Origin of the sequence: Caulobacter sp. FWC2 (genome assembly GCF_002742625.1) — a bacterium.
Taxonomy (GTDB): domain Bacteria; phylum Pseudomonadota; class Alphaproteobacteria; order Caulobacterales; family Caulobacteraceae; genus Caulobacter.
Genome location: NZ_PEBF01000001.1, coordinates 29,163 through 55,258 on the forward strand (window position 1 = coordinate 29,163; position 26,096 = coordinate 55,258).

The 26,096-nt window shown below is 67.9% G+C and carries 29 protein-coding genes; 18 read left to right on the plus strand and 11 right to left on the minus strand.

What is annotated here, in order from left to right:
- Positions 1-29: 29 nt before the first annotated feature.
- Positions 30-461 carry a CBS domain-containing protein gene (locus CSW62_RS00170; protein WP_099575225.1) on the minus strand — a complete coding sequence of 144 codons (432 nt, stop codon included), beginning with the start codon at positions 459-461 and terminating at the stop codon, positions 30-32.
- A gap of 120 nt (positions 462-581) precedes the next feature.
- On the opposite strand from CSW62_RS00170, the gene CSW62_RS00175 reads away from it, so the two are divergent.
- From CSW62_RS00175 to CSW62_RS00195, 5 genes are all read left to right on the plus strand, one after another.
- A complete protein-coding gene (locus CSW62_RS00175; protein WP_099575226.1) occupies positions 582-1,088 on the plus strand; it encodes a DUF1993 family protein in 507 nt (168 codons plus the stop codon).
- Positions 1,089-1,314: 226 nt separating this feature from the next.
- Positions 1,315-2,841: a signal recognition particle protein gene (ffh, locus tag CSW62_RS00180; RefSeq protein ID WP_099575227.1), complete on the plus strand. Its 1,527-nt coding sequence runs from the start codon at positions 1,315-1,317 to the stop codon at positions 2,839-2,841.
- A 24-nt stretch (positions 2,842-2,865) separates the two neighbouring features.
- On the plus strand, positions 2,866-3,390 hold the full coding sequence (rpsP, locus tag CSW62_RS00185) for a 30S ribosomal protein S16 (RefSeq protein ID WP_099575228.1): 525 nt from the start codon (positions 2,866-2,868) through the stop codon (positions 3,388-3,390).
- A 56-nt stretch (positions 3,391-3,446) separates the two neighbouring features.
- Positions 3,447-4,028, plus strand: a complete 582-nt coding sequence (gene rimM, locus CSW62_RS00190) for a ribosome maturation factor RimM (protein WP_099575229.1) — start codon at positions 3,447-3,449, stop codon at positions 4,026-4,028.
- 23 nt (positions 4,029-4,051) lie between these two features.
- On the plus strand, positions 4,052-4,615 hold the full coding sequence (locus CSW62_RS00195) for an NUDIX hydrolase (RefSeq protein ID WP_099575230.1): 564 nt from the start codon (positions 4,052-4,054) through the stop codon (positions 4,613-4,615).
- Between the two features lie 3 nt (positions 4,616-4,618).
- Here CSW62_RS00195 and CSW62_RS00200 read toward each other — a convergent pair whose 3' ends face one another.
- Positions 4,619-5,473, minus strand: coding sequence for an acyl-CoA thioesterase II (locus CSW62_RS00200; protein ID WP_099575231.1), 855 nt, complete (start codon positions 5,471-5,473; stop codon positions 4,619-4,621).
- An 81-nt stretch (positions 5,474-5,554) separates the two neighbouring features.
- Here CSW62_RS00200 and CSW62_RS00205 point away from each other — a divergent pair, with 81 nt between their 5' ends.
- Positions 5,555-6,475: a histone deacetylase gene (locus tag CSW62_RS00205; RefSeq protein WP_099575232.1), complete on the plus strand. Its 921-nt coding sequence runs from the start codon at positions 5,555-5,557 to the stop codon at positions 6,473-6,475.
- Between the two features lie 72 nt (positions 6,476-6,547).
- Here the strand turns inward: CSW62_RS00205 and CSW62_RS00210 are convergent, their stop codons facing one another.
- From CSW62_RS00210 to CSW62_RS00220, 3 genes are all read right to left on the minus strand, one after another.
- The gene (locus CSW62_RS00210; protein ID WP_099575233.1) at positions 6,548-6,646 is read right to left on the minus strand and encodes a hypothetical protein; all 99 of its coding nucleotides are present in this window, start codon (positions 6,644-6,646) and stop codon (positions 6,548-6,550) included.
- Positions 6,647-6,865: 219 nt separating this feature from the next.
- Positions 6,866-7,285 carry a PaaI family thioesterase gene (locus CSW62_RS00215; RefSeq protein WP_099575234.1) on the minus strand — a complete coding sequence of 140 codons (420 nt, stop codon included), beginning with the start codon at positions 7,283-7,285 and terminating at the stop codon, positions 6,866-6,868.
- On the minus strand, positions 7,282-7,782 hold the full coding sequence (locus CSW62_RS00220) for a PaaI family thioesterase (protein ID WP_099575235.1): 501 nt from the start codon (positions 7,780-7,782) through the stop codon (positions 7,282-7,284). Before CSW62_RS00220 ends, CSW62_RS00215 begins: the two co-directional genes overlap by 4 nt.
- 25 nt (positions 7,783-7,807) lie before the next feature.
- On the opposite strand from CSW62_RS00220, the gene CSW62_RS00225 reads away from it, so the two are divergent.
- Entirely contained in the window at positions 7,808-8,836 is a 1,029-nt protein-coding gene (locus tag CSW62_RS00225; protein WP_099575236.1) for a ligase-associated DNA damage response exonuclease, read from the plus strand.
- On the opposite strand, the gene CSW62_RS00230 is transcribed toward CSW62_RS00225, so the two are convergent.
- Positions 8,812-9,984 carry a citrate synthase family protein gene (locus CSW62_RS00230; protein ID WP_099575237.1) on the minus strand — a complete coding sequence of 391 codons (1,173 nt, stop codon included), beginning with the start codon at positions 9,982-9,984 and terminating at the stop codon, positions 8,812-8,814. The two genes, CSW62_RS00225 and CSW62_RS00230, sit on opposite strands and share 25 nt — an antisense overlap.
- Before the next feature lie 76 nt (positions 9,985-10,060).
- Here CSW62_RS00230 and CSW62_RS00235 point away from each other — a divergent pair, with 76 nt between their 5' ends.
- The 5 genes from CSW62_RS00235 (at position 10,061) to queG (ending at position 15,533) form a co-directional block, all read left to right on the plus strand.
- Positions 10,061-11,146, plus strand: a complete 1,086-nt coding sequence (locus CSW62_RS00235) for a citrate synthase/methylcitrate synthase (protein ID WP_099575238.1) — start codon at positions 10,061-10,063, stop codon at positions 11,144-11,146.
- A 64-nt stretch (positions 11,147-11,210) separates the two neighbouring features.
- Positions 11,211-12,140 (plus strand): cation diffusion facilitator family transporter, encoded by a 930-nt coding sequence (locus CSW62_RS00240; protein ID WP_099575239.1) that lies wholly within the window; start codon positions 11,211-11,213, stop codon positions 12,138-12,140.
- A 33-nt stretch (positions 12,141-12,173) separates the two neighbouring features.
- Positions 12,174-13,625: a D-glycero-beta-D-manno-heptose-7-phosphate kinase gene (gene rfaE1, locus CSW62_RS00245; protein ID WP_099575240.1), complete on the plus strand. Its 1,452-nt coding sequence runs from the start codon at positions 12,174-12,176 to the stop codon at positions 13,623-13,625.
- 125 nt (positions 13,626-13,750) lie between these two features.
- On the plus strand, positions 13,751-14,437 hold the full coding sequence (fzlA, locus tag CSW62_RS00250; protein ID WP_099575241.1) for an FtsZ-binding protein FzlA: 687 nt from the start codon (positions 13,751-13,753) through the stop codon (positions 14,435-14,437).
- Positions 14,418-15,533 (plus strand): tRNA epoxyqueuosine(34) reductase QueG, encoded by a 1,116-nt coding sequence (gene queG, locus CSW62_RS00255; RefSeq protein WP_099575242.1) that lies wholly within the window; start codon positions 14,418-14,420, stop codon positions 15,531-15,533. The genes fzlA and queG overlap by 20 nt, the downstream gene beginning before the upstream one ends.
- 4 nt (positions 15,534-15,537) lie before the next feature.
- On the opposite strand, the gene CSW62_RS00260 is transcribed toward queG, so the two are convergent.
- Positions 15,538-16,407, minus strand: a complete 870-nt coding sequence (locus CSW62_RS00260) for a UTP--glucose-1-phosphate uridylyltransferase (protein WP_099575243.1) — start codon at positions 16,405-16,407, stop codon at positions 15,538-15,540.
- A gap of 161 nt (positions 16,408-16,568) precedes the next feature.
- Here CSW62_RS00260 and CSW62_RS00265 point away from each other — a divergent pair, with 161 nt between their 5' ends.
- Entirely contained in the window at positions 16,569-17,066 is a 498-nt protein-coding gene (locus CSW62_RS00265) for an FKBP-type peptidyl-prolyl cis-trans isomerase (RefSeq protein WP_199170477.1), read from the plus strand.
- Positions 17,067-17,072: 6 nt separating this feature from the next.
- Here the strand turns inward: CSW62_RS00265 and CSW62_RS00270 are convergent, their stop codons facing one another.
- From CSW62_RS00270 to rfbC, 3 genes are all read right to left on the minus strand, one after another.
- Complete coding sequence (locus tag CSW62_RS00270) at positions 17,073-18,275, minus strand: threonine ammonia-lyase (RefSeq protein WP_099575245.1); 1,203 nt, start codon at positions 18,273-18,275, stop codon at positions 17,073-17,075.
- A gap of 87 nt (positions 18,276-18,362) precedes the next feature.
- Entirely contained in the window at positions 18,363-19,274 is a 912-nt protein-coding gene (locus CSW62_RS00275; RefSeq protein ID WP_199170478.1) for an alpha/beta fold hydrolase, read from the minus strand.
- Positions 19,275-19,423: 149 nt separating this feature from the next.
- Complete coding sequence (gene rfbC / locus CSW62_RS00280) at positions 19,424-19,981, minus strand: dTDP-4-dehydrorhamnose 3,5-epimerase (protein ID WP_099575247.1); 558 nt, start codon at positions 19,979-19,981, stop codon at positions 19,424-19,426.
- 37 nt (positions 19,982-20,018) lie between these two features.
- On the opposite strand from rfbC, the gene CSW62_RS00285 reads away from it, so the two are divergent.
- A complete protein-coding gene (locus CSW62_RS00285) occupies positions 20,019-21,059 on the plus strand; it encodes a glycosyltransferase family 2 protein (RefSeq protein WP_099575248.1) in 1,041 nt (346 codons plus the stop codon).
- Here CSW62_RS00285 and argE read toward each other — a convergent pair.
- Complete coding sequence (gene argE, locus CSW62_RS00290) at positions 21,056-22,231, minus strand: acetylornithine deacetylase (RefSeq protein ID WP_099575249.1); 1,176 nt, start codon at positions 22,229-22,231, stop codon at positions 21,056-21,058. The two genes, CSW62_RS00285 and argE, sit on opposite strands and share 4 nt — an antisense overlap.
- Positions 22,232-22,329: 98 nt before the next feature.
- On the opposite strand from argE, the gene CSW62_RS00295 reads away from it, so the two are divergent.
- The 4 genes from CSW62_RS00295 to rfbD all read left to right on the plus strand — a co-directional run bounded on the left by CSW62_RS00295 (position 22,330) and on the right by rfbD (position 25,995).
- Positions 22,330-22,965, plus strand: coding sequence for a glutathione S-transferase N-terminal domain-containing protein (locus CSW62_RS00295; RefSeq protein WP_099575250.1), 636 nt, complete (start codon positions 22,330-22,332; stop codon positions 22,963-22,965).
- A 90-nt stretch (positions 22,966-23,055) separates the two neighbouring features.
- Positions 23,056-23,913: a formyltetrahydrofolate deformylase gene (purU, locus tag CSW62_RS00300; protein ID WP_099575251.1), complete on the plus strand. Its 858-nt coding sequence runs from the start codon at positions 23,056-23,058 to the stop codon at positions 23,911-23,913.
- Between the two features lie 154 nt (positions 23,914-24,067).
- Positions 24,068-25,135 carry a dTDP-glucose 4,6-dehydratase gene (gene rfbB / locus CSW62_RS00305; protein ID WP_099575252.1) on the plus strand — a complete coding sequence of 356 codons (1,068 nt, stop codon included), beginning with the start codon at positions 24,068-24,070 and terminating at the stop codon, positions 25,133-25,135.
- Positions 25,135-25,995 carry a dTDP-4-dehydrorhamnose reductase gene (rfbD, locus tag CSW62_RS00310; protein WP_099575253.1) on the plus strand — a complete coding sequence of 287 codons (861 nt, stop codon included), beginning with the start codon at positions 25,135-25,137 and terminating at the stop codon, positions 25,993-25,995. Before rfbB ends, rfbD begins: the two co-directional genes overlap by 1 nt.
- Positions 25,996-26,096 lie beyond the last annotated feature (101 nt).

A 26,096-nucleotide genomic window follows, 5' to 3' on the forward strand; every position in this document is an offset into this window, starting at 1 on the left:
CTCGCGGGGCCGCCCTTTTTCTTTGACGCCTAGTGGGCCGCCTCGCCGCCTTCCTGGGAGATCTCCTCCAGGGTCTTGCCGACCTGCTTGGCGCCGTAGTCCTTGGCCACGTCGCCCAGCGACAGGATGCCGGTCAGGGCGCCGGCGTCGTTCAACACCACCAGGCGGCGGACCTGATTGGTAGCCATCTTGGCGGTGGCGTCGGCCAGGACGTCGTCCTCCTTCACACTCAGCACTTCACCGTCCGACATGGCGTCCGAAATCGGGCTGTCGAAGCTGCGGCCTTCGGCGACCACCCGCAGGACGATGTCACGGTCTGTGACAACTCCCACCACCTTGCCGTCCTCGACCACCGGAACGACCCCGCTCTCGACCTTGGCCATCGTCTGGGCCACCTGGCGGATGGTGTCGGTGGGACGGGCGACTGAGACCTGGCTGGTCATGGCGTCGCTGACTTTCATGGGGGAACCTCGTGGGTTGGAATGGCGAGGCTGTAAAACCCTTAGCCTCTGCCAACCGTTCCGCTTTCGGTTGTCACCGGGCGGGCCTATCTAGGCGTTTCTGTCTTCCCGGAGCTTCCCATGTCGATCTCGATCCATCAGGCCAGCGTGCCCGTGTTCATCCAGGGCCTGAAGGGTCTGAAGGGCGTACTGACCAAGGCCGCCGCCCTGGTCGAAGCCAAGAAGTGGGATCCGGACGCCCTGCTGAAGGCGCGACTCTATCCCGACATGTTCCCGCTGATCCGCCAGGTGCAGATCGCCACCGACTTCGCCAAGGGCGGCGCCGCGCGCCTGGCCGCCGTCGAGGTTCCGGCCTGGGACGACGTCGAGACCAGCTTCGAAGGGCTGATCGCCCGCGTCGACCGCGCCATCGCCTATGTTGAAGGCCTGGACCCGGCCGCGTTCGAAGGCGGTGACGACCGTGACGTCCAGCTGGTCCGCCGGGGCGAGACCTACACCTTCAAGGGCCTGGACTATCTGCAGGCCCAGGCGATGCCGAACTTCTTCTTCCACATCACCACCGCCTACGCGATCTTGCGCCACAACGGCGTCGAGGTCGGCAAGCGCGACTTCCTCGGCACGGCCTGATCCTCGGATCCGTGAGGGCGGCTCGCGAAGGGCCGCCCCCTTTGACTCTTCCGCCTTTTCTGTGCATAAGCCCCGGCTTCCGGCGCTTTATCAGCAGCGCCTCCACCGTCACGACCCCGGCCTGTTAGCGCAGGATCCATCCGGACGAGGACGGCGAGGACCCCCATCGACGTGATCGTCCGTGGGGGCTGATCGCGTTTGGTCTCGTACTTAACCAGGGTTCGACATGTTCGACGGCCTTACAGAGCGACTTTCCGACGTCTTCGAACGTCTTGGCGGTCGCGGCGTGCTGTCCGAAAAGGACATCGACGAGGCGCTGCGCGAAGTCCGCGTCGCCCTGCTCGAGGCCGACGTCGCCCTGCCGGTCGTCAAGGACTTCATCAGCAAGGCCAAGGAACTGGCCGCTGGCGAAGCGGTCATCCGTTCGGTCAAGCCGGCCGACCAGGTGGTCAAGATCGTCTATGACGGTCTGGTCGACATGCTGGGCGGGGAAGTCCCGACGGGCTTGAACCTGGCGCTGAACCCGCCGTCGGTGATCCTGATGGCCGGCCTGCAGGGCTCGGGCAAGACCACCACCACCGGCAAGCTGGCCCTGCGCCTGTCCAAGACCGAGCGCAAGAAGGTGCTGGTCGCCTCGCTCGACACCCGTCGCCCAGCCGCCATGGAGCAGCTGGCGACCCTGGCCAAGCAGGTCGAGGTCGAAAGCCTGCCGATCGTCCCCGGCCAGAGCGCCCAGGACATCGCCAAGCGCGCGATGAGCGCCGCCAAGCTGGGCGGCTATGACGTCCTGATCCTCGACACCGCCGGCCGCACCACGCTGGACGAGGCGATGATGAGCGAAGCGGCGGACATCGCCCGCATCGCCCAGCCGTCCGAGACCATCCTGGTCGCCGACAGCCTGACCGGCCAGGACGCCGTGCGCACCGCCAAGGCGTTCCACGAGCGCCTGCCGCTGACGGGCCTGATCCTGACCCGCGCCGACGGCGATGGCCGCGGCGGCGCGGCGCTGTCGATGCGCCACGTCACCGGCCTGCCGATCAAGTTCCTCGGCGCCGGCGAAAAGCTTGATGCGCTGGACGTGTTCGACGCCCGCCGCGTCGCCGGCCGGATCCTCGGCCAAGGCGACGTCGTGGCCCTGGTCGAGAAGGCCGCGGCCGACCTCGACCATGCCGAGGCCGAGCGCATGGCCAAGAAGCTGGCCAAGGGCAAATTCGACCTGGACGACCTGGCGGCGCAGCTGCGGCAGATGCAGAAGCTGGGCGGCATGGAAGGCATCATGGGCCTGCTGCCGGGCGTCCAGAAGGTCAAGAAGCAGATTTCCGAGAGCGGGATCGACGACAGCATCTTCCGTCGTCAGCAGGCGATCATCGGCTCGATGACCAAGGAAGAGCGCAAGAAGCCCGACATCCTGGCCGCCTCGCGCAAGCGGCGCATCGCGGCCGGTTCGGGCGTCGACGTCGCCGAGGTCAACCGCCTGCTCAAGCAGCACCGCCAGATGGCTGACATGTTCAAGGCCATGTCCAAGGACGGCGGCAAGGGCATGGCCCGCATGGCCCAGATGATGGGCGGCGGCGACATGGCGCGCATGAAGAACATGGGCGGCGGCAAACTTGCCGCTCCCGATCCCAACGCAGCGGGGGGCCAAGGCCTCTCGGGGCTGCCCGGTCTGCCGGGCCTCGGGGGCGGCGGCGACGCCAAGCCCAACCCTCTCTCCGGCCTGGGCCTGCCCGGCTTCAACCCGTTCAAGAAATAGAACTTTAGACCAAGGACTACCGAAATGCTGAAGATCCGTCTCGCCCGTGGCGGCGCCAAGAAGCGTCCGTACTACTCGATCGTCATCGCCGACAGCCACTCGCCGCGCGATGGCCGTTTCATCGAGAAGGTGGGCACCTACAACCCGCTCCTCAAGAAGGACGACGCCAACCGCGTCACCCTGAAGGTCGAGTCGATCCAGGAATGGCTCAAGAAGGGCGCCCAGCCGACCGACCGCGTCGCGCGCTTCCTGGCCGCCCAAGGCCTGACCACCTGGGCCCACGGCAACAACCCGCAAAAGGGCGAGCCGGGCAAGAAGGCCAAGGAACGCACCGCCGAGCGCGCCCAGCGCGACGAAGAGCGCAAGCAAGCCGAGATCGACGCCAAGGCTGCCGCCGAAGCCGAGAAGGCCGCCGCCGCTGAAGCCGCCGCCGCTGCTGCTGCTGAAGCCGCCGCTGCTCCGGCCGTGGAAGAAGCCCCGGCCGCTGAAGCCGCTGCTGAAGAGGCTCCGGCCGCTGAAGCTCCGGCTGAAGAAGCCTCGGAAGGCTAATCAGGGTTCCAGCGCCGTCGTCTCTTTCGAGGCGGCGGCGCGACTCTGTCCAGACCATGGCTGCATCTCCTGACGATCCGCTGATCCTGGTCGGCCGCGTGGCCGGCGCCTTCGGCGTGCGCGGCGAGGTGCGGATCGCGACCTATACCGAAGAGCCGATGAGCATCGCGGCCTTCAAGGCGCTGAAGCGCCAGGACGGCTCGCCCGCCCTGACCATCGCCTCGGCCCGCAAGACCAAGGATGGTGTCGTCTGCCGCTGTCCGGGTGTCGAGACCAAGGAAGCCGCCGACGCCCTGCGCGGCCTTCGTCTCTACGTCCCGCGCTCGGCCCTGCCGCAGCCCGACGAGGACGAGTTCTACCTGACCGACCTGGTGGGCCTGTCGGTCCGCCATATCCAGACCGACGTCCTGCTGGGCCGCGTGAAGAGCGTCCAGAACTTTGGCGCCGGCGACATTCTTGAGATTGCGCCCGACCTGGGCGGTCCGACCTGGTACCTGCCGTTCACGCGGGCGGCCGTGCCCGAGGTGAAGATCGCCGAAGGCTTGATCCTGGCCGACCCGCCCGCCCTGGTCGGCGAGCCGGAAGGGCCTGAGGAAAAGGGCCCGGACGAAGACGAAGAGCTGGGCGACCGCGACTGATCTTTCGCCAGGAGGCCTTAGCGATGTCGGACGGAAAATGGCGGGTCACCGCCTCGCGCTACATCCACAAGGACCGCTGGATCAGCCTGCGCGCGGACGACTGCGTGACCGAAGAGGGCGCGGTGGTCGCGCCTTACTATGTGCTGGAGTATCGCGACTGGGTCGAACTGGTCGCTTTGGACGCCGACAACAATGTCTTGCTGGTTCGCCAGTATCGACACGGCCTTGGCGACATTTCCATCGAGTTGCCGGCTGGCGGCATGGACCCTGGCGAGACCGATCCGGTCGCTGCGGCGGCGCGCGAGCTGCTTGAAGAAACCGGCTGTACGGGCACGTTCATCCTGGTCGGGGAAAGCCGACCCAACGCCGGCACCCACAGCAACCGCACCCACATCGTCCTGGCCCGAGACGTGGTCCGTGTCGCTGAGCCCAAGGACGACCCGGCTGAGCGCATCGAAACCCTCTGGGTCTCGGCGGCCGAGGCCATCCGCATGGCCCTGGCCGGCGAACTCACCGTCGGCATGCAGACCGGCGCCTTGCTTCGCGGTCTCGCGGCCGCTGGCGTGGCGCGGATCGAGCCGATCTAGAGCCTATTTCCGAACCCGCATCAGGCATTCCTGGGCCACCGAGGCCAGAAGCTTGCCGTCCTGACTGAACATCTGGCCGCGCACCAGGCCGCGCCCTTGTGAAGCGTTGGGGCTATCCTGGGCGAACAGGGTCCAGCCGTTGAAGTCGAACGGGCGGTGGAACCACATGGCGTGGTCCAGGCTGGCTGCCTGCAGGCCCGGCGTCGTCCAGATCAGGCCGTGCGGGCGCAGGGCGCTTTCCATGAAGGCCATGTCCGAGGCGTAGGCCAGGGCGGCCTGCTGCATCTTCACATCGTCGCCCAGCGGGGCCTTGGCCCGCATCCAGACGTTCTTGGTGCCGGACTTCTTCACCGGCGCGACCGGGTTCTGCTGGTCGACCCAGCGGATGTCGACCGGACGCGGCTTGCCGACCATGGCCAGCATCTTGGGATGGATCTGGTCGCCCAGGCTCCTCAGGAACTCGACCTCGGTGGGCAGGCTCTCGGGATCGGGCGCGTCGGGCATGTCCGACTGGTGCTCGAAGCCGTCTTCCGGGGTCTGGAACGAAGCCGCCAAGTTGAAGATCTGCTCGCCGTGCTGGATGGCGGCGACGCGGCGGGTGGTGAAGGTGCCGCCATCGCGGGCCCGCTCGACTTCGTAGAGCACGGGCGCGTTCACGTCGCCGGGCCTGATGAAATAGGCGTGCAGCGAGTGGCAGATCCGGTCCGGCACGGTCTTGTAGGCGGCCAGCAAGGCCTGGGCGATCACCAGGCCGCCAAAGATGCGCGGGAAGCCGTCGTTCGGGCTGACGCCGCGAAACAGGTTCACCTCGATTGGTTCGAGGTCGAGGATATCGGCGAGGTTCTCGGTCGTCTGCATGGTGCAGTGCGATATTCCTGTCGGAGCATCACGGCAAGACGTCACCTTGCGTCAGGCCGTCGCGGTCACCATCGTGAGGCGATGCGCCCAGTCCCGCCCGTGATCCATCACCCCGCCTTCCGCGCCGAGATGCCGGCGGGGCATCGCTTCCCGATGGACAAGTTCTCGCGCCTGGCCAGCGTGCTGGAGGCCGAGGGCGTTCCGGGTCCTGACGGCTTCGTGCAGCCCGAGTTCGTCGACGTCGAGACCCTGCTGCTGGCCCATACGGAAGACTATGTCCGGGGCGTGATCGAGCTGTGCCTGCCGCCCGACGTGGTCCGGCGGATCGGCATGCCCAATACCGACAGCGTCGCGACCCGGGCCAGGGCGGCGACCGGGGGCACTCTGCTGGCCGCGCGACTGGCGCTAGCGCAGGGAATCGCCTGCAATACGGCAGGCGGCAGCCATCACGCCTCTGCCGAGAGCGGCGCGGGGTTCTGCGTGTTCAACGACGTGGCGGTGGCGGCCCGGCGGTTGCTGGCCGAAGGCGCGATCGGCCAGGCTCTGGTCGTCGACCTCGACGTCCATCAGGGCGATGGCACGGCGCGGATCTTCGAGGGCGATCCCAGCGTCTTCACGCTGTCGATGCATGCCGAGAAGAACTTCCCGCATCGCAAGGCCGTGAGCGATCTCGACGTCGAACTGGCCGACGGGACCGGCGACGCGGCCTATCTGGAAAAGCTGGGGGAGATCCTGCCGGCGCTGCTGGACAGCGTCCGGCCGGACATCGTCTTCTTCAATGCGGGAGTCGATCCGCACACGGACGACAAGCTGGGCCGCCTGTCGCTGACCGACGAGGGTCTGGGGCGACGGGAGGCCTATGTCCTGGGCGCTTGTCTTTCTCTTGAGATCCCCGTGGTCGGGGTCATCGGCGGCGGCTACGACGCGGATATCGATCGTCTGGCGGCTCGCCACGCCATCCTGCATCGGACGGCAAAATCTCTTTATTCTTCGATAGCTTAGTCGTTCGTTCTGTCGCCATCTCCGTCGAGGCGGCCCTTGCGGGCGGCCCGACGGAGGCTACGCGGCGATCACTTAGAAGCTCGAAGCGAGCGAACCGGCGATGATGACGAGCGGCAGAACCGCGAGAACGAGCGAGGCGAAACCGGCGACGGCGTTGGTCTTCATGGTCATGGTCTTGATCCCTGTTTTTCTGTTGCCCGGCGCCCGTTGGCGTCCGGTGATCAGGGATATAGGCGCGGACCCTCGTTAATGCACGTTACTCATGCTTCATGACGCCGATTTAAGAAACTTTGTCGCACCTAACCCGCATTACAGAGGATTAATGTGGTCGTGGAATTTAGTTTCCTGGGAAACATTCTCCTTTGAGACCATCATTCCGGTCCCTGACGATTAATCATCGCTGGGCGCGACCAGGAAGAGGCCCCGCATCGTCGCGATCGGCGCGGAGCGCGTCTCTTGCCAGGCCTCGACATGGACGTTGGCGATGCGGCGGCCCAGCTTCTTGATGCTGGCGCGGGCATAGGTGGTCAGAGGCCGGCCCGAGCGCAGATATTCGATCGAGACGTCGATCGTGCGCGGCTGGCGCTTCATCGGCGCGGCGACCGACAGCTGGGCCAGGGCCGTCATCTCCATAAAGGCGCCCAGCACCCCGCCATGGATGGCTGGCAGCATCGGATTGCCGACGATGTGTTGGGCGAACGGCAGGATGGCGGTCATCTCGTCGCCGGCCAGTTCGGCCTTGATCCCCAGGAAGCGGGCATAGGGGATGGAGTCCAGCATCGAGACCAGACGCGTATCGATATCGCTCATTGGCCGGCGCTCCCGGTCTTGGCCCGCGTTTCGCGCGGCGGTTTGAGGTTGGCGCCCGGCTTCTTGCCGGCGTTGCTGTCCAGCATGAAGGTCGCCTGGCCCGTGGCCACGGGATCCTCGAGATCGCGGTCATAGGCCACGGCGCGGACGAAGGCGACCGAACGGGTCAGCTTGTAGCAGTGGGCGCGGGCCATGACGTCCAGGCCCGGCTCTGCGGCCCGCATGTAGTCGATCCGCAAGTCCAGTGTGGCGATCGAGGTGAAGGTTTCCATGGCCGCGTGCACGGCTTGGCCGCTGGCGTGGTCCAGCAGGGTGGTGACCACGCCGCCGGCGATAACCCCCGTCTCCGGATCGCCGACGATCTCGGGTCGGTACGGGACCTTCAGTATGGCGACGGAATCGCCGATCTCCAGGGTGGTGAAGCCCAGCGCCTTGGCCTGCGGGCTGCCCTCGTTCATCGCCGCGGCGATGAGTTTTGTCTGCTCGTGATCGCTCATGCGGATAGGCTTAGCGCTTCAGGCGTTGTCATATCCAGACGTGATCAAGCCCGAAGACCTTCTCTGTCCCCGGCCGGACGGCCTCTACTGCCCGCCGGGAGACTTCTATATCGACCCCGTCCGCCCCGTGGACCGGGCCGTGATCACCCATGGCCACGCCGATCACGCCCGGGCCGGTCACGGGACGGTGGCCGCCACGCCAGAGACCCTGGCGATCATGGCCACACGCTATGGCGAGGACTTCACAGCGCGTCGCCAGGCTGTTCCGTATGGCGAGACGATCACGCACAACGGCGTCGAGGTGACCCTGGTCCCGGCCGGCCACGTGCTGGGTTCGGCCCAGGCGGTGGTGCGCTGGAAGGGCCTGACCATGGTGGTCTCCGGCGACTACAAGCGCCGCCGCGATCCGACCTGCGCCCGGTTCGAGCCGGTGCCCTGTGACGTGTTCATCACCGAGGCGACCTTCGGTCTGCCGGTGTTTCGCCATCCCGAAGACGCCGGCGAGATCCGTAGCCTGCTGGCCTCGGTCGAGCAGTTCCCCGAGCGCTGCCACATCGTCGGGGCCTACGCCCTGGGCAAGGCCCAGCGGGTGATCAAGCTGCTGCGCGAGGCCGGGTGGGAGAAAACAATCTTCGTCCATGGGGCGCTGGAGCGGCTGAACGCACTCTACGAAGCGCATGGTGTGGAGCTCGGCCCTTTGGCTCCTGCAACGTCGTCAGGCCCGAAGGACGCGTTCGCCGGCCAGATCATAATCGCTCCGCCCAGCGCCGTGGCCGACCGTTGGTCGCGACGGTTTCCAGATCCGGTCGACTGTTTCGCCTCGGGCTGGATGCGGGTGCGGGCCCGCGCGAGACAGCGGGGCGTCGAGCTGCCGCTGATTCTGTCGGACCATGCCGACTGGGACGAGCTGACGGCGACCTTGAGCGAGCTTTGGCCAGGCGAGGTCTGGATCACCCATGGCCGCGAGGAAGCGTTGGAGCGCTGGTGCGCGCTGGAAGGCCTTCCGGCCCGAGCCCTGCGGCTGGTCGGCTACGACGAGGAAGAGGGCGAATAGCCTTCCGGCGCCACGCCAACATAGCGCGCCCGAGGGCGGATCAGCCGCCCGGTCTGAAGTTGCTCGATCGCATGCGCCGCCCAGCCAGCGCTGCGGGCGGTCGCGAACAGGATGAACGGTGCGTCCGGCGGCAGCCTGAGTGTCCGGGCCAGGGTCACGAGGGCGAAGTCGATATTCGGCGCGAGACCGGTCGCGGTCTCGGTGGCCTCGCGTAGGTCGGCCAACAGGGGCGGGGGCTCTAAGGCCGCCAGCAATGCCGCTGCCCGAGGATCGCCGTCGGGATAGAGCGGATGGTCGAAGCCCGGCATCGACGCGCCGCGCGCCAGTCTCGCAGAGACGGCATGGGCCGCGTCCCGCCGCTCGGCTTCCTCGACAAAGGCCTCGACACGCGCGGCCATGCCGCCGTGCAGCGGTCCCGACAGCGCCGACAGGCCCGCCAGGCACGCCGCCGACAGCGAAGCGCCGGTAGAGGCCGCCACCCGCGCGGCGAAGGTCGAGGCGTTCAGCTCGTGATCGGCCAGCAGCACCAGCGTCCTTCGGACCAGATCGGCGCCGGTGGCGTCTAGCCCCCAGGCGGCGGCGAAGCGGGCATGGGCGGGGCCTTCACCAGTCAGGCCGGTCGCGGCGTCGACCACGGCCTCCAGAAGGTCGGCGGCTTCCATGGCCAGCGCGAGCGGCGCGCGGCCCCGGGCGGGCGGTTCGTGACCGGCGCGGGCGGCCAGGGTCAGGAACATCCTGCCCCGGGCGCTGTCGGCGAAGGGCGGCTCGGGCCGGCGGGAGGACTTCAGGGCCGCGCCGTGGCCGCCGCGCAGCAGCCGGCCGACATTCTCCAGCGTCAGGCCCTGCTCGGCCAGATGAACTGCGTCCTGGCCGCGATACCAGAGCCGGCCGCCGGCCACGGTGGTGATCGCCGAGGGTAGTACCGGCTCGCCCCAGGCGATGGCCTCGGCCGCGACATCGGCGGCGCGGCGGCCGCGCGCCTTCTTCTGGGCCAGGGCGGCGACGTCCGAGGCCCGATAGAGGCTGCGGCGCGGGTCTTGCGGATGGGCGGCGGCCTCGATCCGGCCCCGGCTGACATAGGCGTACAGCGTCTGCGGGCGAATCCCCAGTCGCTCCAGAACCTGATCCGCATCGAGCCAATCCGCCATATAGATTGATTATATTGATCAAGATTGACGATCAAGCGTGACAAGCGGCTTTCTGCGCTCCGAAAGGAGACCGCACATGTCCGATGGTCTTGAGGGCGTCATCGCCGCCCGCACCGTTTTGTCCGATGTCGACGGCGCCAAGGGCCGTCTGGTGATCCGGGGTTATGCCGTCGAGGATCTGTCGGGCCGCACACGCTACGAAGAGGCCGCCCACCTGCTGTTCGACGGCTTCTTCGAAGATGCGCCCAGTGATCTGGCCCCAGCCCTTGGCGAGGCCCGGGTCCGCGCCTTCGCCGAGGTCGCCGCTCTGGACGAGGGCCTGGCCCGCCGCGATCCTGTCGAGGCCATGCGCGCCCTGCTGGCCCGTTTGCCCGATGGCGACGACCTGCCGACCGCCCTGCTGCTGATCGCCGCCCCGGCGGTCTTCACCCCCGCCGTGCTGCGCGTCGCCAAGGGCGAGGCCCCGGTCGCGCCCGATCCGGCCCTGTCGCACGCCGCCGACATCCTGCGCATGACGCGCGGGACGCCCGCCACCGACGCCGAGGCGGCGGCGCTGGACGCCTATCTGGTCACGGTCTGCGACCACGGCCTCAACGCCTCGACCTTCGCCGCCCGGGTGGTGGCCTCGACCCGCGCCGGCCCGACCTCGGCGGTGCTGGCCGGGCTGTCGGCCTTGAAAGGCCCCCTGCACGGTGGCGCGCCGGGACCGGTGATCGAGATGCTGGACGAGATCGGAACGCCTGAGAACGCTCGTCCCTGGCTGGAGAAGGCCCTGGCGCGCGGCGACCGCTTGATGGGCTTCGGACATCGCATCTACCGCGTCCGCGACCCCCGCGCCGACGCCCTGAAGGCGGCCGTGCGCAAGCTGTCGGCGGCTTCTGGCGGGCTGCCTGGCCGTATCGCCTTCGCCGAGGCCGTCGAACAGGCGGCGCTCGCGATCCTGCGCGAACACAAGCCCGACCGGCCCCTGGACACCAATGTCGAGTTCTACACGGCGCTGCTGCTGGAGGCTCTGGGCCTGCCGCCGTCCAGCTTCACCTGTATCTTCGCCATGGGCCGCGTCGCCGGCTGGCTGGCGCACGCTCGCGAACAACTGGCGGGCGGACGGCTGATCCGGCCGCAGTCGATCTATGTGGGACCCGAGGTGCGCGCCGCCGCTTAGGGCGTCGCGCGCTCGCGAGTCGTTCGCGCTGGGGTGGGCGAGGCCGCCTTGCTAAGCTGTGGCCATGACGCTCTCCGCCACTTCACCCGAAACGCGCGCCGCCACTCGACGCGTGGCCCTCCTGTCGGTCGCGGTCGCGGCGGTCCTGATCCTGGTCAAGGCGATCGCCTGGCGAATGAGCGGTTCGGTGGCGATCCTGGCCTCGCTGTCGGACTCGGCGCTCGACCTCGTCGCCTCGCTGATCACGGTCTATGCGGTGCGTTACGCGGCAGAGCCGCCGGACGCCGAGCACCGCTTCGGCCATGGCAAGGCGGAAGCCTTTTCCAGCCTGATGCAGGGCGGCCTCGTCTTCGCGTCCGGCGCCCTGATCGGCCGGGAGGCGATCGACGCCCTGCTGCATCCGCGTCCGGTTCAGCATGGGCTGGCCGGCGTGGTGGTGATGATCGTCTCGATCGGCCTGACCCTGGCCCTGATCACGGCCCAGACCCGGGTGGTTAAGGCCAGCGGCTCGATCGCCATTTCCGGAGACCGGGCCCACTACGCCGCCGACCTCGCCTCCAACGCCGTCGCCCTGGTCGGCGTCGGCGCAGCGGCTTGGCTCGGCCTGGCCTGGATCGACTCAGCCGCGGGCCTGGTGGTGGCGCTTTGGCTGATCTGGGGGGCGATCGGCGTCTTCCGCGAAGCTTCGGCCCAGTTGATGGACAAGGAACTGCCCGAGACCGAACGCGAGCGGATCGTTCTCCTGGCCACCGCCGATCCGCGCATGCTGGGCGTCCACCAGCTGCGCACCCGGGCTTCGGGTCCGTATGTCCATATGCAGATGCATGCCGACCTGGCTGCCGACATCTCGCTGGCCGAGGCGCATACGATCATGGTCGCCGCCGAAAACAGGCTGCTCGAGGCCTTCCCATCGGCCGATATCATCATCCACCCCGACCCGAGGGGATTGGCCGAACGGCACGGCGGCCTGTTCGCCGATACGGTCGAGGGTTGAGTTCCTTGAGCCGGTGAGAGTACGGATCGCCGTATGAACGACACGCTCGCCCACCTCCCCCGCGCCTTCGCCGGCAAGACCGTGCTGGTCCTCGGTGACGTGATGCTGGACCGCTTCATCTACGGCGCGGTCGACCGCATCTCGCCCGAGGCGCCGGTGCCGGTGATCGCGGTCGAGAAGGAAACCGCCATGCTGGGCGGTGCGGGCAATGTCGCGCGCAATGTCGCCGCCCTGGGCGCCAAGGCGGTGCTGATCGGCCTGGTCGGCCAGGACGACGCCGGCGCGGCCCTGCGCGGCATGATCGACGTCGAGCCGGGGCTGGAGGCTGCGCTGGTATCCGACGCCCAACGGCGCACGACCGAGAAGGTCCGCTACATCTCGGGTTCGCATCAGATGCTGCGCGTCGACCGCGAGGATCGCGGTCCGGGTGACGGCGCGGCGCTGCTGGCGGCGTTCACGGCGCGCCTGGCCTCGGCCGATGTCGTGGTGCTGTCCGACTACGCCAAGGGCGTGCTGACCGCCGAGGTGGTGCGCGGGGCGATCGATGCCGCTCGCGCGGCCGGCAAGCCGGTGATCGTCGATCCCAAGAGCCGCGACTTCGCCCGCTATGACGGCGCGACCCTGATCAAGCCCAACCGCAAGGAGGCTGCCGAGGCGACCGGCATCTTCGATAATTCGGACGAGGCGTCGGAAGACGCCGGCGCGGCGATCTTGGCCATGGCGCCGGCCCTGGAGGCGGCCCTGATCACCCGCGGCGGCGCGGGCATGACGCTATCGGTGCGCGGCCAACCTCACCTGCACCTGCCGGCCACGGCGGTCGAGGTGTTCGACGTGTCCGGCGCCGGCGACACCGTGGCCGCGACCCTGGCCCTGGCCGTGGCGGCGGGAGCGAGCCTGGCCGACGCCGCGCGCCTGGCCAACCTGGCCGGCGGCCTTGTCGTGGCCAAGCTGGGCACCGACGTCGTCACCGCCGCCGAGCTGACCGCCGTCGCCAGTTCCGCCCAGGGCGAGCCGGGCGAGATCAAGATCGCCGACCGCGACGACGCCCGGCAGATCGTCGAGGGATGGCGAGCGCGGGGCCTGAAGGTCGGCTTCACCAACGGCTGCTTTGATCTGCTGCATCCCGGCCACGTCTCGCTGCTCAGCCAGGCCAAGGCCGCCTGCGACCGGCTGATCGTCGGCCTCAATACCGACGCCTCGGTCTCCAAGCTGAAGGGTCCGAGCCGGCCGGTGCAGAAGGAGCAGGGGCGCGCCACGGTGCTGGCGTCCCTGTCGTCGGTCGACCTGGTGGTGCTGTTCGGCGAGGAGACGCCCCTGGCGTTGATCGAGGCCTTCCGCCCCGACGTGCTGGTCAAGGGCGCCGACTACACGGTCGAGACCGTCGTGGGCTCGGACGTGGTGCTCGGCTACGGCGGCAAGGTTGTCCTGGCCGAGCTCAAACAGGGCCAGAGCACGACGAACCTGATTGCTCGGATGAACAGCTGAACGGCCTGTCGATCAGCAAAAGCGCCGCACAAAGGCCTGCTTTTCTTGGGTAAACCCCGTTCAGCAATCTCTTGTTAAGCAAAACGGCGCATCGCTCTTTCGATGCAGCCTGAGCGTACCTGGGCATGAGCGTCGAACGCACCCTACACCATTTCCCCCTCGACCCCGCCTCGCGACAGGTGCGTCTGGCGCTGGGCGAGAAGCGGCTGCCGTTCGTCGAGATCCAGGTCCGCTATTGGGAGATGCCACCGGAGTTCACCTCGCTGAACCCCTCGGGCATGCCGCCGGTGCTGGTCGAGACCCGCCACCAGCGCAACCTCGTCGTCTGCGAAACCCGCGCCATCCTCGAACACATCGAGGAGACGGAAACCGAGCCGCCGCTGCTGGGCCGTGATCCGAGCGAGCGCGCCGAGGCGCGCCGACTGCTGCAATGGTTCGACCGCAAGTTCGACAACGAGGTCAACGGCTTCCTGCTGCACGAGAAGATGGAGAAGCGGCTGCTGCGCATGGGCGCGCCGGATCTGGCCGCCCTGCGCCAGGGTCGCGAAGCGCTGCGCATGCACCTCGGCTATATCGACGGCCTGTTGCAGACCCGCGACTGGCTGGCCGGTCGCCGCATGAGCCTGGCCGACTTCGCCGCCGCCGCCCACCTGTCGGTGATCGACTATTTCGGCGACGTGCCGTGGAAAGACTTCTCCACGGCCAAGACCTGGTACATGAAGCTTAAGTCGAGGCCGGCCTTCCGTCCGATCCTGGCCGACCGCTGGCCCGGCCTCGCGCCGGCCGCGCACTATGACGATCTCGACTTCTGAGCCCTCACCGCAAGCGATCAAGGACGAGATCCGCGCCGAGGCCCTGAGTCTCGGCTTCTCGGCCTGCGGCTTCGCCGATGCTTCGGCGGCCTGGCCTAACGGCGAATGGCTGAAGGCCTTCGTCGAGGCCGAGCGCCACGGCGACATGGGCTGGATGGAAGAGACGCTGGAGCGGCGCTCGCACCCCACCGCCATGTGGACCGAGGCCAGATCGGCGGTGGTGCTGGGCGTCAACTACGGCCCCGACATCGACCCGCTGCAGCAGCTGGCGCGCGCCGACCATGCCGCCATCTCGGTCTACGCCCAGGGCGACGACTATCACGATGTCATCAAGAAGCGGCTCAAGCTGCTGGCCGGCTGGATGCATCGCCGGTTCGGAAACGACGTGAAGGTCTTCGTCGACACCGCCCCTTTGATGGAAAAGCCACTGGCGCAGCGGGCTGGCCTGGGCTGGCAAGGCAAGCACACCAATCTCGTCTCGCGCCAGTTCGGCTCGTGGCTGTTCCTGGGCAGCGTGCTGACCACACTCGACCTGCCGCCGGATGAGGCCGAGGTCGATCACTGCGGCCGGTGCAGCGCCTGCCTGGACATCTGCCCGACCAAGGCCTTTCCCGCGCCGCGCCAGCTGGATGCGCGGCGGTGCATCTCGTACCTGACCATCGAGCTCGCCGGTCCGATCCCGGCGGAGTTCCGACCGGCGATGGGCAACCGGATCTATGGCTGCGACGACTGCCTGGCGGTCTGCCCGTGGAACAAGTTCGCGTCGCTGTCGAGCGAGGCCAAGCTTCAGGCCCGCCAGGAACTGCGCCAGCCGACCCTGGCCGAACTGGCGGTGCTGGACGACGCGGCGTTCCGGGCGCTGTTCTCGAAAAACCCGATCAAGCGGATCGGTCGCGACCGCTTCGTTCGCAACGTTCTCTACGCGATCGGCAACAGCGGCGATGCGGGCCTGATGGCGGTGGTCGAGCCGCTTCTGGCCGATCCCGCCCCCGTGGTGCGCGGCGCGGCCGTCTGGGCCGCGCGGCGACTGCTCGGCGACGCCTCGGCGCTCAAGCGCGCCGAGGAGGATGCCGAGGTTCTGGCCGAGTGGGCCTGAAGGCCTACTTCAGCAGGTCTTCGATGGCGGCGCGGGCGGCGGCGCCCAGCTCCGGATTGGCCAGGGCCAGGGCGACATTGGCCCGCAGCAGGCCGATCTTGTCGCCGCAGTCATAGGTGACGCCGTCATATTCCAGGGCGTGGAAGTCCTGGGTGGTCAGCAGCTTCAGCATCGAGTCGGTCAGCTGGATCTCGTTGCCGGCGCCCTTCTCCTGGCTGGCCAGCAGATCGAAGATCTCGGGCTGCAGGATGTAGCGGCCGCTGATGAACAGGTTCGAGGGCTCAGTGCCTTTCGGCGGCTTTTCGACCATGCCGGTCATGCGGTTCAGGCGGCCGTCCTGGCCGTCCAGCGCGACGATGCCGTACTGGTGGGCCTGGCCCTCGGGGCAGGGCTCGACCACGACGATATTGCCGCCGACCTGGTCATAGGCCTCGATGGCCTGGGCCAGGGCCGAGGTCTGGGCGTGCATGACCATGTCGGGCAGCATGACCGCGAAGGGCTCGTCGCCGATGATGTCGCGGGCGCACCACACCGCGTGGCCCAGGCCCAGCGGGGCCATCTGGCGCACGAAGCTCATCTCGCCCGGCTTGGGCAGCTCGCCCAGCAGTTCGTTGAGCAGGTCGGTCTTGCCCTTTGCGGCCAGGGCGGCTTCCAGCTCGACCTGGTGGTCGAAATAGTCCTCGATCGCGCCCTTGTTGCGGCCGGTCACGAAGACGAAGTGCTCGATGCCCGCCGCGCGGCCTTCGGCGACGATGTAGGACAGGATCGGCCGGTCGACGACGTTCAGCAGTTCCTTCGGCGTGGTCTTCGTGCCGGGCAGCACGCGGGTGCCAAAGCCTGCGACGGGAAGGACGGCTTTACGAACGGGTTTCATGAGCGGCTCGTCTGATGTTCGGGAGGCCGTTCTAAGAGGGCCTGCCGGTGAAAGCCACCACTGTTCCGTGAAATCAACGCCCGCGCCCGCCAATGCTTGCGCGGAGATGGAATCCCGGGCGGTCCGTGCTAGCTGGACGGCCTGAACGTTTGAGGTCTCCCATGCATCGCCGCGCTCTTCTCGTCACCCTCGCCGCCGCCGGTCTGGTTCTGACCGCCTGCGGGCCCAGCAAGAAGGCGCAGGAAAACCTCTCTATCGCCGACGCCTTCATGGCCAAGAACGCCAAGGAGCCGGGCGTCGTCACCCTGCCGCAAGGCCTGCAATACAAGGTGGTGCGTGACGGTCCCCAGGGCGGCCTGCACCCGACGCAAGCCGACGAGGTCAAGGTCCACTACGAGGGCAAGCTGCTGGACGGCACGGTGTTCGACAGCAGCTACGAGCGCGGCGTGCCGGCGGTGTTCCCGCTGGACGGCCTGGTGCCGGCCTGGGTCATCGCCCTGCAGCGCATGAAGGCGGGCGACGAGTGGATCCTCTACGTGCCGCCGGCCCTGGGCTACGGCGCGCAGGACAAGGGGCCGATCCCGGGCAACAGCGTGATGATCTTCAAGATCGAGCTGCTGGACGTGAACCGGCTGGGCCCGGGCAAGCCGAAGGAATAGGCGGCCTTAGACCACCCGTGGCGGGTAGCCGCTCTCGCGCAGGGCGTTCATGACGTCCTGGGTGTGCTGGGCGTCGCGGGTCTCGATGGTGATGTCGAATTCCGCGCCCTTGGCCGGCACGTCGAGGGCCAGGCGGTTGTGGTTGACCTCGATGATATTGGCGCCCATCGCGCCGATCACGCTGGCCACGGTCGACAGCAGGCCGGGACGGTCGTCGCCGATGATCCGCAGGCTGATCAGCCGCTGGGCGCGGACCAGTTCGCGGGTCAGCACCGAGGCGAGCAGGCGGGTGTCGATATTGCCGCCGCACAGGATCAGGCCGCACTTCTTGCCCCGGAAGCGTTCCGGATAGGCCAGCAGGGCCGCCAGCGAGGCGGCGCCGGCGCCCTCGGCGATGGTCTTCTCGACGTTGCAGTAGAGCGCCACGGCCTGTTCGATATACGGCTCTTCCAGCAGCAGCACGTCGTCGATCAGCGGGCGGGCGACGCCATAGGTCAGGTCGCCGACCGTCTTGACCGCCACGCCCTCGGCGATCGTCTGGCCGCCGCAGTGGGCGGTGATGCCGCGCATCTTGGCGGTGAAGGACGGATACATGGCCGGCTCGCAGCCGATGATGTGGATGTCGGACTTCAGCGCCTTGGCCGCCGTCGCCACGCCGCTGATCAGGCCGCCGCCGCCGATCGGCACGGGCAGCACTTCCAGGTCCGGCGCGTCCTCCAGCATCTCCAGGGCGATGGTGCCCTGGCCGGCCATGATGTCGTAGTCGTCGAACGGGTGGACGAAGGTCAGGCCCTGCTCGTCGCGCAGCTTGCGGGCGTGGGCGTTGGCGTCGTCATAGGTCTCGCCCTCGATGATCACCGTCGCGCCGAAGTCGCGGGTGTGCTGCACCTTCACGAACGGCGTGGTGCGGGGCATCACGATGGTGACCGGCACGCCGAGGCGGGCGCCGTGATAGGCCAGGCCCTGGGCATGGTTGCCGGCGCTGGCCGCGATGACGCCCTTGGCCTTCTCGGCGTCCGACAGCAGCATCAGCTTGTTGAGCGCGCCACGCTCCTTGTAGGCGGCGGTGAACTGCAGGTTCTCGAACTTCACCCAGACCTCTGCGCCGGTGATCTTCGACAGGGTCTTGGAGTGGCGGCACGGCGTGCGCTCGATCTGACCCTTCAGGCGGCCGGCGGCGGCTTGGATGGCGGCGAGGTCGAGGGTCATCGGTTCAGCACTCTGTCGCGGCGAAGAACGGGCCGTGGCGGGCGTCTAACACGGCCAAGCCGCCAAAACACCCCTTGGGGGCGTCTCTTAAGGCGCTTCGCCCAGCAGGTTTTCTATCGCCGCCCAGGCTTCCGGCTCGGTCAGCATCGGGGCGTGACCGACGCCGGGAACCTCGGCATAGGCCATGGTCGGCGCGGCGGCGCGCATGCGCTCGGCGATGGCGGGGTCGATCAGGTCCGAGATTCCGCCGCGCACCAGCAGCAGGGAACGGTCCTTCGCCAGAGCCCGGAACAGCGGATACATGTCGGGCGGGGCCAGGGCCGCGCCGCCCTCGCTCTGGGATTTGGCCGCCGCTTCCGCCGCCGCCTTGATCGGCGCGGCGATGTCGGGGTCGTAGGCCAGGACGTAGTCGCCGTCCTTTTCATCAAAAAGGCGACGGGCGAAGACTTCCCAGTCCTCGGCGGCGTAGGCGGGGAAAGCGGCCTCGTTGATCGCCTTGGCGTAGGCGACGGCGTCGTCCCAGGTCTCGAACCGGCTGGCCATGCCGGTGTAGCCGGCGATGCGGGCCAAGCCGACGGGCGACAGCTCAGGACCGACATCGTTCAGCACGGCGGCGGCGATGGCCTCCGGCTTCAGCGAGGTCAGCACCATGGTGATCAACCCGCCCATGCTGGTGCCGACGAACACCGCCTTCTCGATCCCGGCCGCGGCCAGCAGCGACAGGACGTCGGCGGCGTAGGTCCCCGGGTGGTAGTTCATCGGGTTCGGATCGTGCGCCGACAGGCCCCGGCCGCGCACGTCGACCGCCAGGACCCGGCGGCCGGTGGCGGCGATCCTGGGCGCCAGCGCCTCGAAGTCGCGGGCGTTGCGGGTCAGGCCGTGGATGCAGATCACCGGCAGCTTCCGGATCTCGCCGCCAGAAACGCCCATTGGAGCGTAGTCCCGTGCGTGCAGCGGCAGGCCTTCGTGCGAGGTCCAGAAGAAGTCGGTGAAGGTCATTTCCATACTCCGATTTCCCCGGCGAAGGCCGGGGCCCAGATCGAACCCACCAGACTTGGCGGATGCGGTCGAGGCTGATGGCGCGAAAACCCCAAACTCTCAGGATGGATCTAGGCCCCGGCCTTCGCCGGGGAGATCGGGTTTTAGGGTTAATAGGTGAACGGCGACTCTACTTCCGCCAGCAGTGGCGCGGCGTTGTCGCGATCGTTGGCGGTGATCTCGGAGGCGGGCACCGGCCAGTCGACGCCGATGACCGGGTCGCTCCAGCGCACCGCGCCCTCGGCCGCTGGGGCGTAGTAGCCGGTGACCTTGTAGAGCACCTCGCAGGCGTCGGTCAGGGTGACGTAGCCATGGGCGAAGCCCTTGGGCACCAGCAGTTGCTGACGGTTCTCGGCCGACAGCTCGGCCCCGACCCACTGGCCGTAGGTCGGCGAGCCTTTGCGGATATCCACCGCCACGTCGAAGATCGACCCGACCACGCAGCGCAGCAGCTTGTCCTGGGCGTGGGGGGGCTTCTGATAGTGCAGGCCGCGCTGGATGCCGCGCGTGGTGGAGCGGACATGGTTGTCCTGGACGAACGCGGCCCTAAATCCTGCCTCCTCCAGCGCCGACTGGCGGAAGGTCTCGGAAAACCAGCCACGCTCATCGCCATGGCGCGCGGGCGTGATAAGCAGCACTTCGGGGATCGCCAGTGGCGTGATCTTCATGACGCGTATTTTGCCTTGAGAAACGAACCGGCCACCGATGCCGCCTGAAAACCCGAAAAACAAGCCAGCGAACGAAAACAAGACCGGCCCGCTCGTAAGCGTGATCATCGTCTCCTACCAGAGCGGCCCGACCCTGGAGCCGTGCCTGGACAGGCTGGCGGCGCAGACCTTCCGCGACTTCGAGACGATCCTGATCGACAACGCCTCGACCGACGGCGCGCCGCAGGCGGCGGCCAAGGCCCACCCGTGGGTCGATTTCGTCGAGGCCGGCGCCAATCTGGGCTTCGCGGCCGGCAACAACTTCGCGGTCCGGCGCGCCAAGGGGCGCTGGCTGGTCCTGCTCAATCCCGACGCCTATGCCGAGCCCGAGTGGCTGGCCGAATTGATGGCCGGCGCCCTTCGCCACCCGACCGTGAAGAGTTTCGCCTCGCTGCAGCTATCGGCCGATCGCCCGGGCCTGCTGGATGGGGCGGGCGACAATGTCACCAGCGCGGGCATACCGTTCCGAGGGGGGTATGGCCGCAAGGAACCAACGGTTCTACCCGAGGGCGAGGTGTTCTCGGCCTGCGGCGCGGCCATGCTGATTGAGCGCGAACTGTTCCTCGCGGTCGGCGGCTTCGACGAGCGCTACTTCTGCTACTGCGAGGACGTCGACCTGGGATACCGCCTGCGCCTCTACGACTATCCGACCCTGCTGCTGCCCAAGGCCAAGGTCGCCCACGTCGGTTCGGCCAGCACGGGCGTGCGGTCGGACTTCTCGATCTTCCACGGCTCGCGCAACCGGATCTGGACCTTCGTCAAGAACACGCCCGGCTGGCTGTTCCCGGTCACCCTGCCGCTGCATGTGGCGGTGACGGCGGGCCTGCTGCTGCTGCACTGGCGTCGCGGCGACGTGGCGCCGGCCATCCGGGGCATCAAGGCGGCGCTGAAGCGCGAGGACCTGGATCAGGTCTTGGCGGACCGCCGGGCGATCCAGGCCAAGCGCAAGGCCTCGCCCGGCGCGATCCTGCGGGTGATGTCGATCGACCCGGCCGCGTTCATCGGCCGGCGGTTCGTCATTCGGAAGTGGCGCGGCTAGACCGAAAGGTCCTCGATCAGCCGACGCATGAAGGCCGCGCCGCGCTGCATCTGGCTGATCTCGACATATTCGTTGGGCTGGTGGGCCTGGTCGATCGAGCCGGGGCCGCAGATCACCGTCGAGAAGCCCGCGCCCTGGAACTGTCCCGCCTCGGCGGCATAGGGAACGACCCGGGCCGGACCGTTGTCGCCGGCCAGCTTGCGGGCGAAGGCCTCGGCGACGCCGTTCTCTTCCGGGGCGAAGGCCGGGGTCAGGGAGCGGCGCTCGACCTTGACGCCGCCTTCGGGGGCCTTGGCCTTGATCTCGGCGTCCAGGGCCTGCGCCGCGGCGAAGAAGTCGGCTAGGATCGCCATCGGCTCTAGATTGGCCGGGGTGCGCAGGTCGAAGACGAACACGCACTCGCGGGCCAGGATGTTGACGGCCGTGCCGCCGTTGACTTGGCCGACGGTCAGGGTCGCGCCCTTCGGAGTGAACAGCGAGTTCGGGTCGGCCTCGCGCTCCAGCTTTTCGGAGAGCTCGACCAGCTTCGCCATCAGCTTGATCGCCGCCATGTTGGCCGAGACGCCCAGGTGGGTGAGGCTGGAATGGCCTTCGCGGCCGGTCACGGTGACGATGAAGCTGGCTATGCCCTTGTGGGCGCGGACGGCGACCATGTCGGTGGGCTCGCCGACCACGACCAGAGCGGGGCGGGGCAGGTCGTTGGCGATGACCTCGATCATGTCCGGCGCGCCCAGGCAGCCGACCTCCTCGTCATAGGAGAAGGCCAGGTGGACGGGTTTGCTCAGCGTCGCCTGGGCCAGGTCCGGCGCGGCGGCCAGGGCCAGGGCCAGGAAGCCCTTCATGTCGCAGGTTCCCCGGCCGTAGAGCCGCCCCTCGCGCTCGGTCAGCACCCAGGGATCGCTGGACCACGGCTGGCCGTCGACGGGGACGACGTCGGTATGGCCGGACAGGACGATTCCGCCCTCGACCGCCGGCCCGATGCTCGCCAAAAGATTGGACTTGGTCCCGTCGGCGTTCGGAACCCGGCGGGTTGGGATATCCAGGCGGGCCAGGTACTGCTCGACCCACTGGATCAGTTCCAGGTTCGAGCGGCGCGAGGTGGTGTCGAACGCCACCAGCTTGGCCAGGATGTCGACGGCGCGTTCTGACAAGACTTCGGATGAGGAAACCATAATAGGAGCCTAGACCGCTTCCCTCGCGCCGCCCACCCGCGCGCGGCAAGATCGCGGTCCTGGGCGTTGTTGCCCCTAAAGCCCGCAGGAGACGCCCCATGATCGATCTCTACACCTGGACCACGCCCAACGGCCGCAAGGCCTCGATCATGCTGGAGGAGGTGGGTCTACCCTACCGGGTCCATCCGGTGAACATCGGCAAGGACGAGCAGTTCAACCCGAAGTTTCTGGCCATCTCGCCCAACAACAAGATCCCGGCCATCGTCGATCACGACGCGAGCGGTGGCCCGCAGACGGTGTTCGAAAGCGGCGCGATCCTGGTCTATCTGGCCGAGAAGACCGGCAAGCTGCTGGCGCCGGAAGGTCCGGAACGCTGGGCGGCCCTGGAATGGACCTTCTGGCAGGTGGGCGGCCTGGGTCCGATGGCCGGCCAATACAACTATTTCGCCCTCCGCGCCGAGGATAAGCTCCCCGCCGCGATCAACCGCTTCGGCGACGAGGTCGTGCGCCTTCTGGGCGTGATGGATCGGCGGCTCAACGACCACCCCTGGCTCGCCGGCGAGCACTATTCGATCGCCGACATCGCAAGCTATGCCTGGACCAAGGCCATTCTCGGCGCGCTGGCCAAGGCCGAGCCTGATCGCGAACCTGGCGTTCCCGCCGTGGAAGCCTGGGTGCAGGCGGTGGGCGGTCGCCCGGCCGTCCAGCGCGGCATGGATGTGCCACAGGTCTAGGAAAACGCCGGCCGCGCCGGAAAAAACGACCTCACCTGATGCGTTCAGCCGCTTTTCTTCGGCGATGGGGTTCTCTAGAGGGAGCGGACCATGATCCTGACCCTCTCCTGCCCCGACCAGCGCGGCATCGTCGCCAAGGTGTCCGCCTTCCTCTTCGAGCGCGGCTGCAACATCCTCGACGCCCAGCAGTTCGACGACCAGGAGACCGGTCATTTCTTCATGCGCGTGGTGTTCGACGCCGATGGCGCGGCCAAAAATCCAGAGGACCGCGCCGAGCTGCGCGACGCGTTCGTGGCCGTGGCTGACGCTTTCAAGATGAAGTGGACGTTGCGCGACCGCACCGAGCGCTATCGCGTGCTGCTGCTGGCCAGCAAGTTCGACCACTGCCTGGCCGACCTCGTCTATCGCTGGCGGATCGGCGAGCTGCCGATGGACATCGCCGGGGTCGTTTCCAACCACCCGGCGCAGACCTACGAGCACATCGACCTTTCGGGTCTGCCCTTCCACCACCTGCCCGTGACCAAGGAAACCAAGTTCGAGCAGGAAGCCGAACTCTGGAAGCTGATCCAGGAAACCCAGACCGACATCGTGGTGCTGGCCCGCTACATGCAGGTGCTGTCGGACGGCCTGTCGGCCAAGCTGCAGGGCCGCTGCATCAACATTCACCACTCGTTCCTGCCGGGCTTCAAGGGCGCCAAGCCCTATCACCAGGCCCATGCGCGCGGCGTGAAGCTGATCGGCGCCTCGGCCCACTATGTGACCGGCGACCTCGACGAAGGCCCGATCATCGAGCAGGACGTCGAGCGCATCAGCCATCGCGACACCCCGGAAGACCTTGTCCGCAAGGGCCGAGACATCGAGCGCCGGGTTCTCGCGCGCGCCTTGCGCTATCGCCTGGAGGACCGGGTGCTGCTGAACGGTCGCAAGACGGTGGTGTTCACCGACTAAGGATCGAATACCCACGTTCTGGGGCTGGCTGTTGCGCGTACACTAAAAACTGGAGTACGGGGCGTGCTCCGTATTTAACATTTGGCGCATGATGGCCGCCGAAACCGGCAGCCACTTTCGGCTATCATGCTCTAGGGCTCGAGCTTTCCAGCGCATGTCGCAGCAAAATCTTCGCGTGATGGTCACCGGCGGGTCAGGCTTCATCGGCTCGGCTGTGTGCCGTTATCTGGCCGGCCAGAACGACGTCGCGATCCTCAACTACGACAAGCTGACCTATGCGGCCTCGCCCGCCAGCCTGGCCATGCTGGACGGCAAGGCCGACTATCAGTTCGTGCAGGGCGACGTGGCCGACGCGGCGTCCGTCTCGGCCACGATCAAGGCCTTCCGCCCCAACGTGGTCATGCACCTGGCCGCCGAGAGCCATGTCGATCGCTCGATCACCGGACCCGGCGACTTCGTCCAGACCAACATCGTCGGCACGTACGTGATGCTGCAGGCGGCCCTGGAGCACTGGCAGGGCCTTGAGGGCGCCGAGAAGGCCGCCTTCCGCTTCCACCACATCTCGACCGACGAAGTGTTCGGCAGCCTGGGCGTTGATGGCCTGTTCAGCGAAACCACGGCCTACGATCCGCGCTCGCCCTATTCGGCCTCCAAGGCCTCGTCCGACCATCTGGCCCGCGCCTGGCATCACACCTACGGCCTGCCGGTGGTGGTCTCGAACTGCTCGAACAACTACGGACCCTATCATTTCCCCGAGAAGCTGATCCCGCTGGTGACGCTGAACGCCCTGGAGGGCAAGCCGCTGCCGGTTTACGGCAAGGGCGACAATGTCCGCGACTGGCTGCACGTCGAGGACCATGCCCGCGCCCTGCATCTGATCGCCACGCGGGGCGTCCCCGGCGAGAGCTACAATGTCGGCGGCCGCAACGAGCGGACCAACCTTCAGGTGGTCGAGGCGATCTGCGACGTGCTTGACGAACTGCGCCCGATCGCTGGCCAGCGCCGCCGCGACCTGATCACCTTCGTCACCGACCGCCCGGGCCACGACGCCCGCTACGCGATCGACGCCACCAAGCTGGAGACCGAGCTGGGCTGGCGGGCGCAGGAGACCTTCGAGACCGGCCTGCGCAAGACCATCCAGTGGTACCTCGACAACGAGGCCTGGTGGGCGCCGCTGCGCGCGCGCTATGCCGGCCAGCGCCTCGGACTGAAGACCGCCTGATGCGTATCGCCCTCTTCGGCGCCAACGGCCAGCTGGGGTCTGACCTCGCGGCGCTCGCGGCCCAGCGCGGCCTGAACCTGACGCCCGTGACTCGCGCCCAGGTCGACGCCGCCGATCCGTCGGCCAGCTTCGACGGCCTCGACTTCGACGTCGCCATCAACTGCGTGGCCGTCACCCGCGTCGACGACTGCGAGAAGGACCCGGCTCCCGCCGTGGCGGTCAACGCCCACTTCGCGGGCCGTCTGGCCAAGGCTTGCGCGTCCAGAGGTGCGCGGCTGGTGCAGGTCTCCACCGACTATGTCTATGGCGGCCAGTGTGAGCGCGAGCCCCTCGGCGAAGGCGTCGGCCGGGCGCCGGTCAACGTCTATGGCGCGACCAAGGCCCTGGGCGAGGATCTGGCCCGGCTGGAGCACGACGACGTCCTCGTCGCCCGCGTCGCCTCGCTGTTCGGCGTGGCCGGGGCCAGCGGCAAGGGCGGCAATTTCGTCGAGACCATGCTGCGCCTGGCCAAGGAGAAGGGCCGCCTGACCGTCGTCGCCGACCAGGTGATGTCGCCGACCGCCAGCCTCGACGCCGGCGAGGCCATCCTGGACCTGATCGCGGCCAAGGCCCCGGCGGGCGACTATCACGTGGTCAATTCGGGGACCGCCTCATGGTGCGCGTTCGCGGAAGCGATCATCGCCAAGGCCGGTGTCGCCGCCGAGGTCGCGCCAATTCCGACTAGCCAATTCCCGACCCCCGCGCGCCGGCCGCCCTATAGCGCGCTGTCGAACGCCAAGCTGGTCGCCGCGATCGGTCGTCCGATGCCCGACTGGACGCGGGCCCTGGACCGCTACCTCGCGGCCAAGGGGCATGTTTGAGGCCGGTTCGGTCAAAATTTCTTCGAAATCATCGCGTTGAAACCGCAAACCCTGAAACTAGGGGCTCACGCCACGGCGCGTTCCGCTCTAGGTTTCCGCCG

Bases quoted from the DNA above. Each gene is read 5' to 3' on its own strand.
- CSW62_RS00170 (WP_099575225.1), bottom strand. From the start codon at position 461: ATGAAAGTCAGCGACGCCATGACCAGCCAGGTCTCAGTCGCCCGTCCC.
- CSW62_RS00175 (WP_099575226.1), top strand. From the start codon at position 582: ATGTCGATCTCGATCCATCAGGCCAGCGTGCCCGTGTTCATCCAGGGC.
- ffh (WP_099575227.1), top strand. From the start codon at position 1,315: ATGTTCGACGGCCTTACAGAGCGACTTTCCGACGTCTTCGAACGTCTT.
- rpsP (WP_099575228.1), top strand. From the start codon at position 2,866: ATGCTGAAGATCCGTCTCGCCCGTGGCGGCGCCAAGAAGCGTCCGTAC.
- rimM (WP_099575229.1), top strand. From the start codon at position 3,447: ATGGCTGCATCTCCTGACGATCCGCTGATCCTGGTCGGCCGCGTGGCC.
- CSW62_RS00195 (WP_099575230.1), top strand. From the start codon at position 4,052: ATGTCGGACGGAAAATGGCGGGTCACCGCCTCGCGCTACATCCACAAG.
- CSW62_RS00200 (WP_099575231.1), bottom strand. From the start codon at position 5,473: ATGCAGACGACCGAGAACCTCGCCGATATCCTCGACCTCGAACCAATC.
- CSW62_RS00205 (WP_099575232.1), top strand. From the start codon at position 5,555: ATGCGCCCAGTCCCGCCCGTGATCCATCACCCCGCCTTCCGCGCCGAG.
- CSW62_RS00210 (WP_099575233.1), bottom strand. From the start codon at position 6,646: ATGACCATGAAGACCAACGCCGTCGCCGGTTTCGCCTCGCTCGTTCTC.
- CSW62_RS00215 (WP_099575234.1), bottom strand. From the start codon at position 7,285: ATGAGCGATATCGATACGCGTCTGGTCTCGATGCTGGACTCCATCCCC.
- CSW62_RS00220 (WP_099575235.1), bottom strand. From the start codon at position 7,782: ATGAGCGATCACGAGCAGACAAAACTCATCGCCGCGGCGATGAACGAG.
- CSW62_RS00230 (WP_099575237.1), bottom strand. From the start codon at position 9,984: ATGGCGGATTGGCTCGATGCGGATCAGGTTCTGGAGCGACTGGGGATT.
- CSW62_RS00235 (WP_099575238.1), top strand. From the start codon at position 10,061: ATGTCCGATGGTCTTGAGGGCGTCATCGCCGCCCGCACCGTTTTGTCC.
- CSW62_RS00240 (WP_099575239.1), top strand. From the start codon at position 11,211: ATGACGCTCTCCGCCACTTCACCCGAAACGCGCGCCGCCACTCGACGC.
- rfaE1 (WP_099575240.1), top strand. From the start codon at position 12,174: ATGAACGACACGCTCGCCCACCTCCCCCGCGCCTTCGCCGGCAAGACC.
- fzlA (WP_099575241.1), top strand. From the start codon at position 13,751: ATGAGCGTCGAACGCACCCTACACCATTTCCCCCTCGACCCCGCCTCG.
- queG (WP_099575242.1), top strand. From the start codon at position 14,418: ATGACGATCTCGACTTCTGAGCCCTCACCGCAAGCGATCAAGGACGAG.
- CSW62_RS00260 (WP_099575243.1), bottom strand. From the start codon at position 16,407: ATGAAACCCGTTCGTAAAGCCGTCCTTCCCGTCGCAGGCTTTGGCACC.
- CSW62_RS00265 (WP_199170477.1), top strand. From the start codon at position 16,569: ATGCATCGCCGCGCTCTTCTCGTCACCCTCGCCGCCGCCGGTCTGGTT.
- CSW62_RS00270 (WP_099575245.1), bottom strand. From the start codon at position 18,275: ATGACCCTCGACCTCGCCGCCATCCAAGCCGCCGCCGGCCGCCTGAAG.
- CSW62_RS00275 (WP_199170478.1), bottom strand. From the start codon at position 19,274: ATGACCTTCACCGACTTCTTCTGGACCTCGCACGAAGGCCTGCCGCTG.
- rfbC (WP_099575247.1), bottom strand. From the start codon at position 19,981: ATGAAGATCACGCCACTGGCGATCCCCGAAGTGCTGCTTATCACGCCC.
- CSW62_RS00285 (WP_099575248.1), top strand. From the start codon at position 20,019: ATGCCGCCTGAAAACCCGAAAAACAAGCCAGCGAACGAAAACAAGACC.
- argE (WP_099575249.1), bottom strand. From the start codon at position 22,231: ATGGTTTCCTCATCCGAAGTCTTGTCAGAACGCGCCGTCGACATCCTG.
- CSW62_RS00295 (WP_099575250.1), top strand. From the start codon at position 22,330: ATGATCGATCTCTACACCTGGACCACGCCCAACGGCCGCAAGGCCTCG.
- purU (WP_099575251.1), top strand. From the start codon at position 23,056: ATGATCCTGACCCTCTCCTGCCCCGACCAGCGCGGCATCGTCGCCAAG.
- rfbB (WP_099575252.1), top strand. From the start codon at position 24,068: ATGTCGCAGCAAAATCTTCGCGTGATGGTCACCGGCGGGTCAGGCTTC.
- rfbD (WP_099575253.1), top strand. From the start codon at position 25,135: ATGCGTATCGCCCTCTTCGGCGCCAACGGCCAGCTGGGGTCTGACCTC.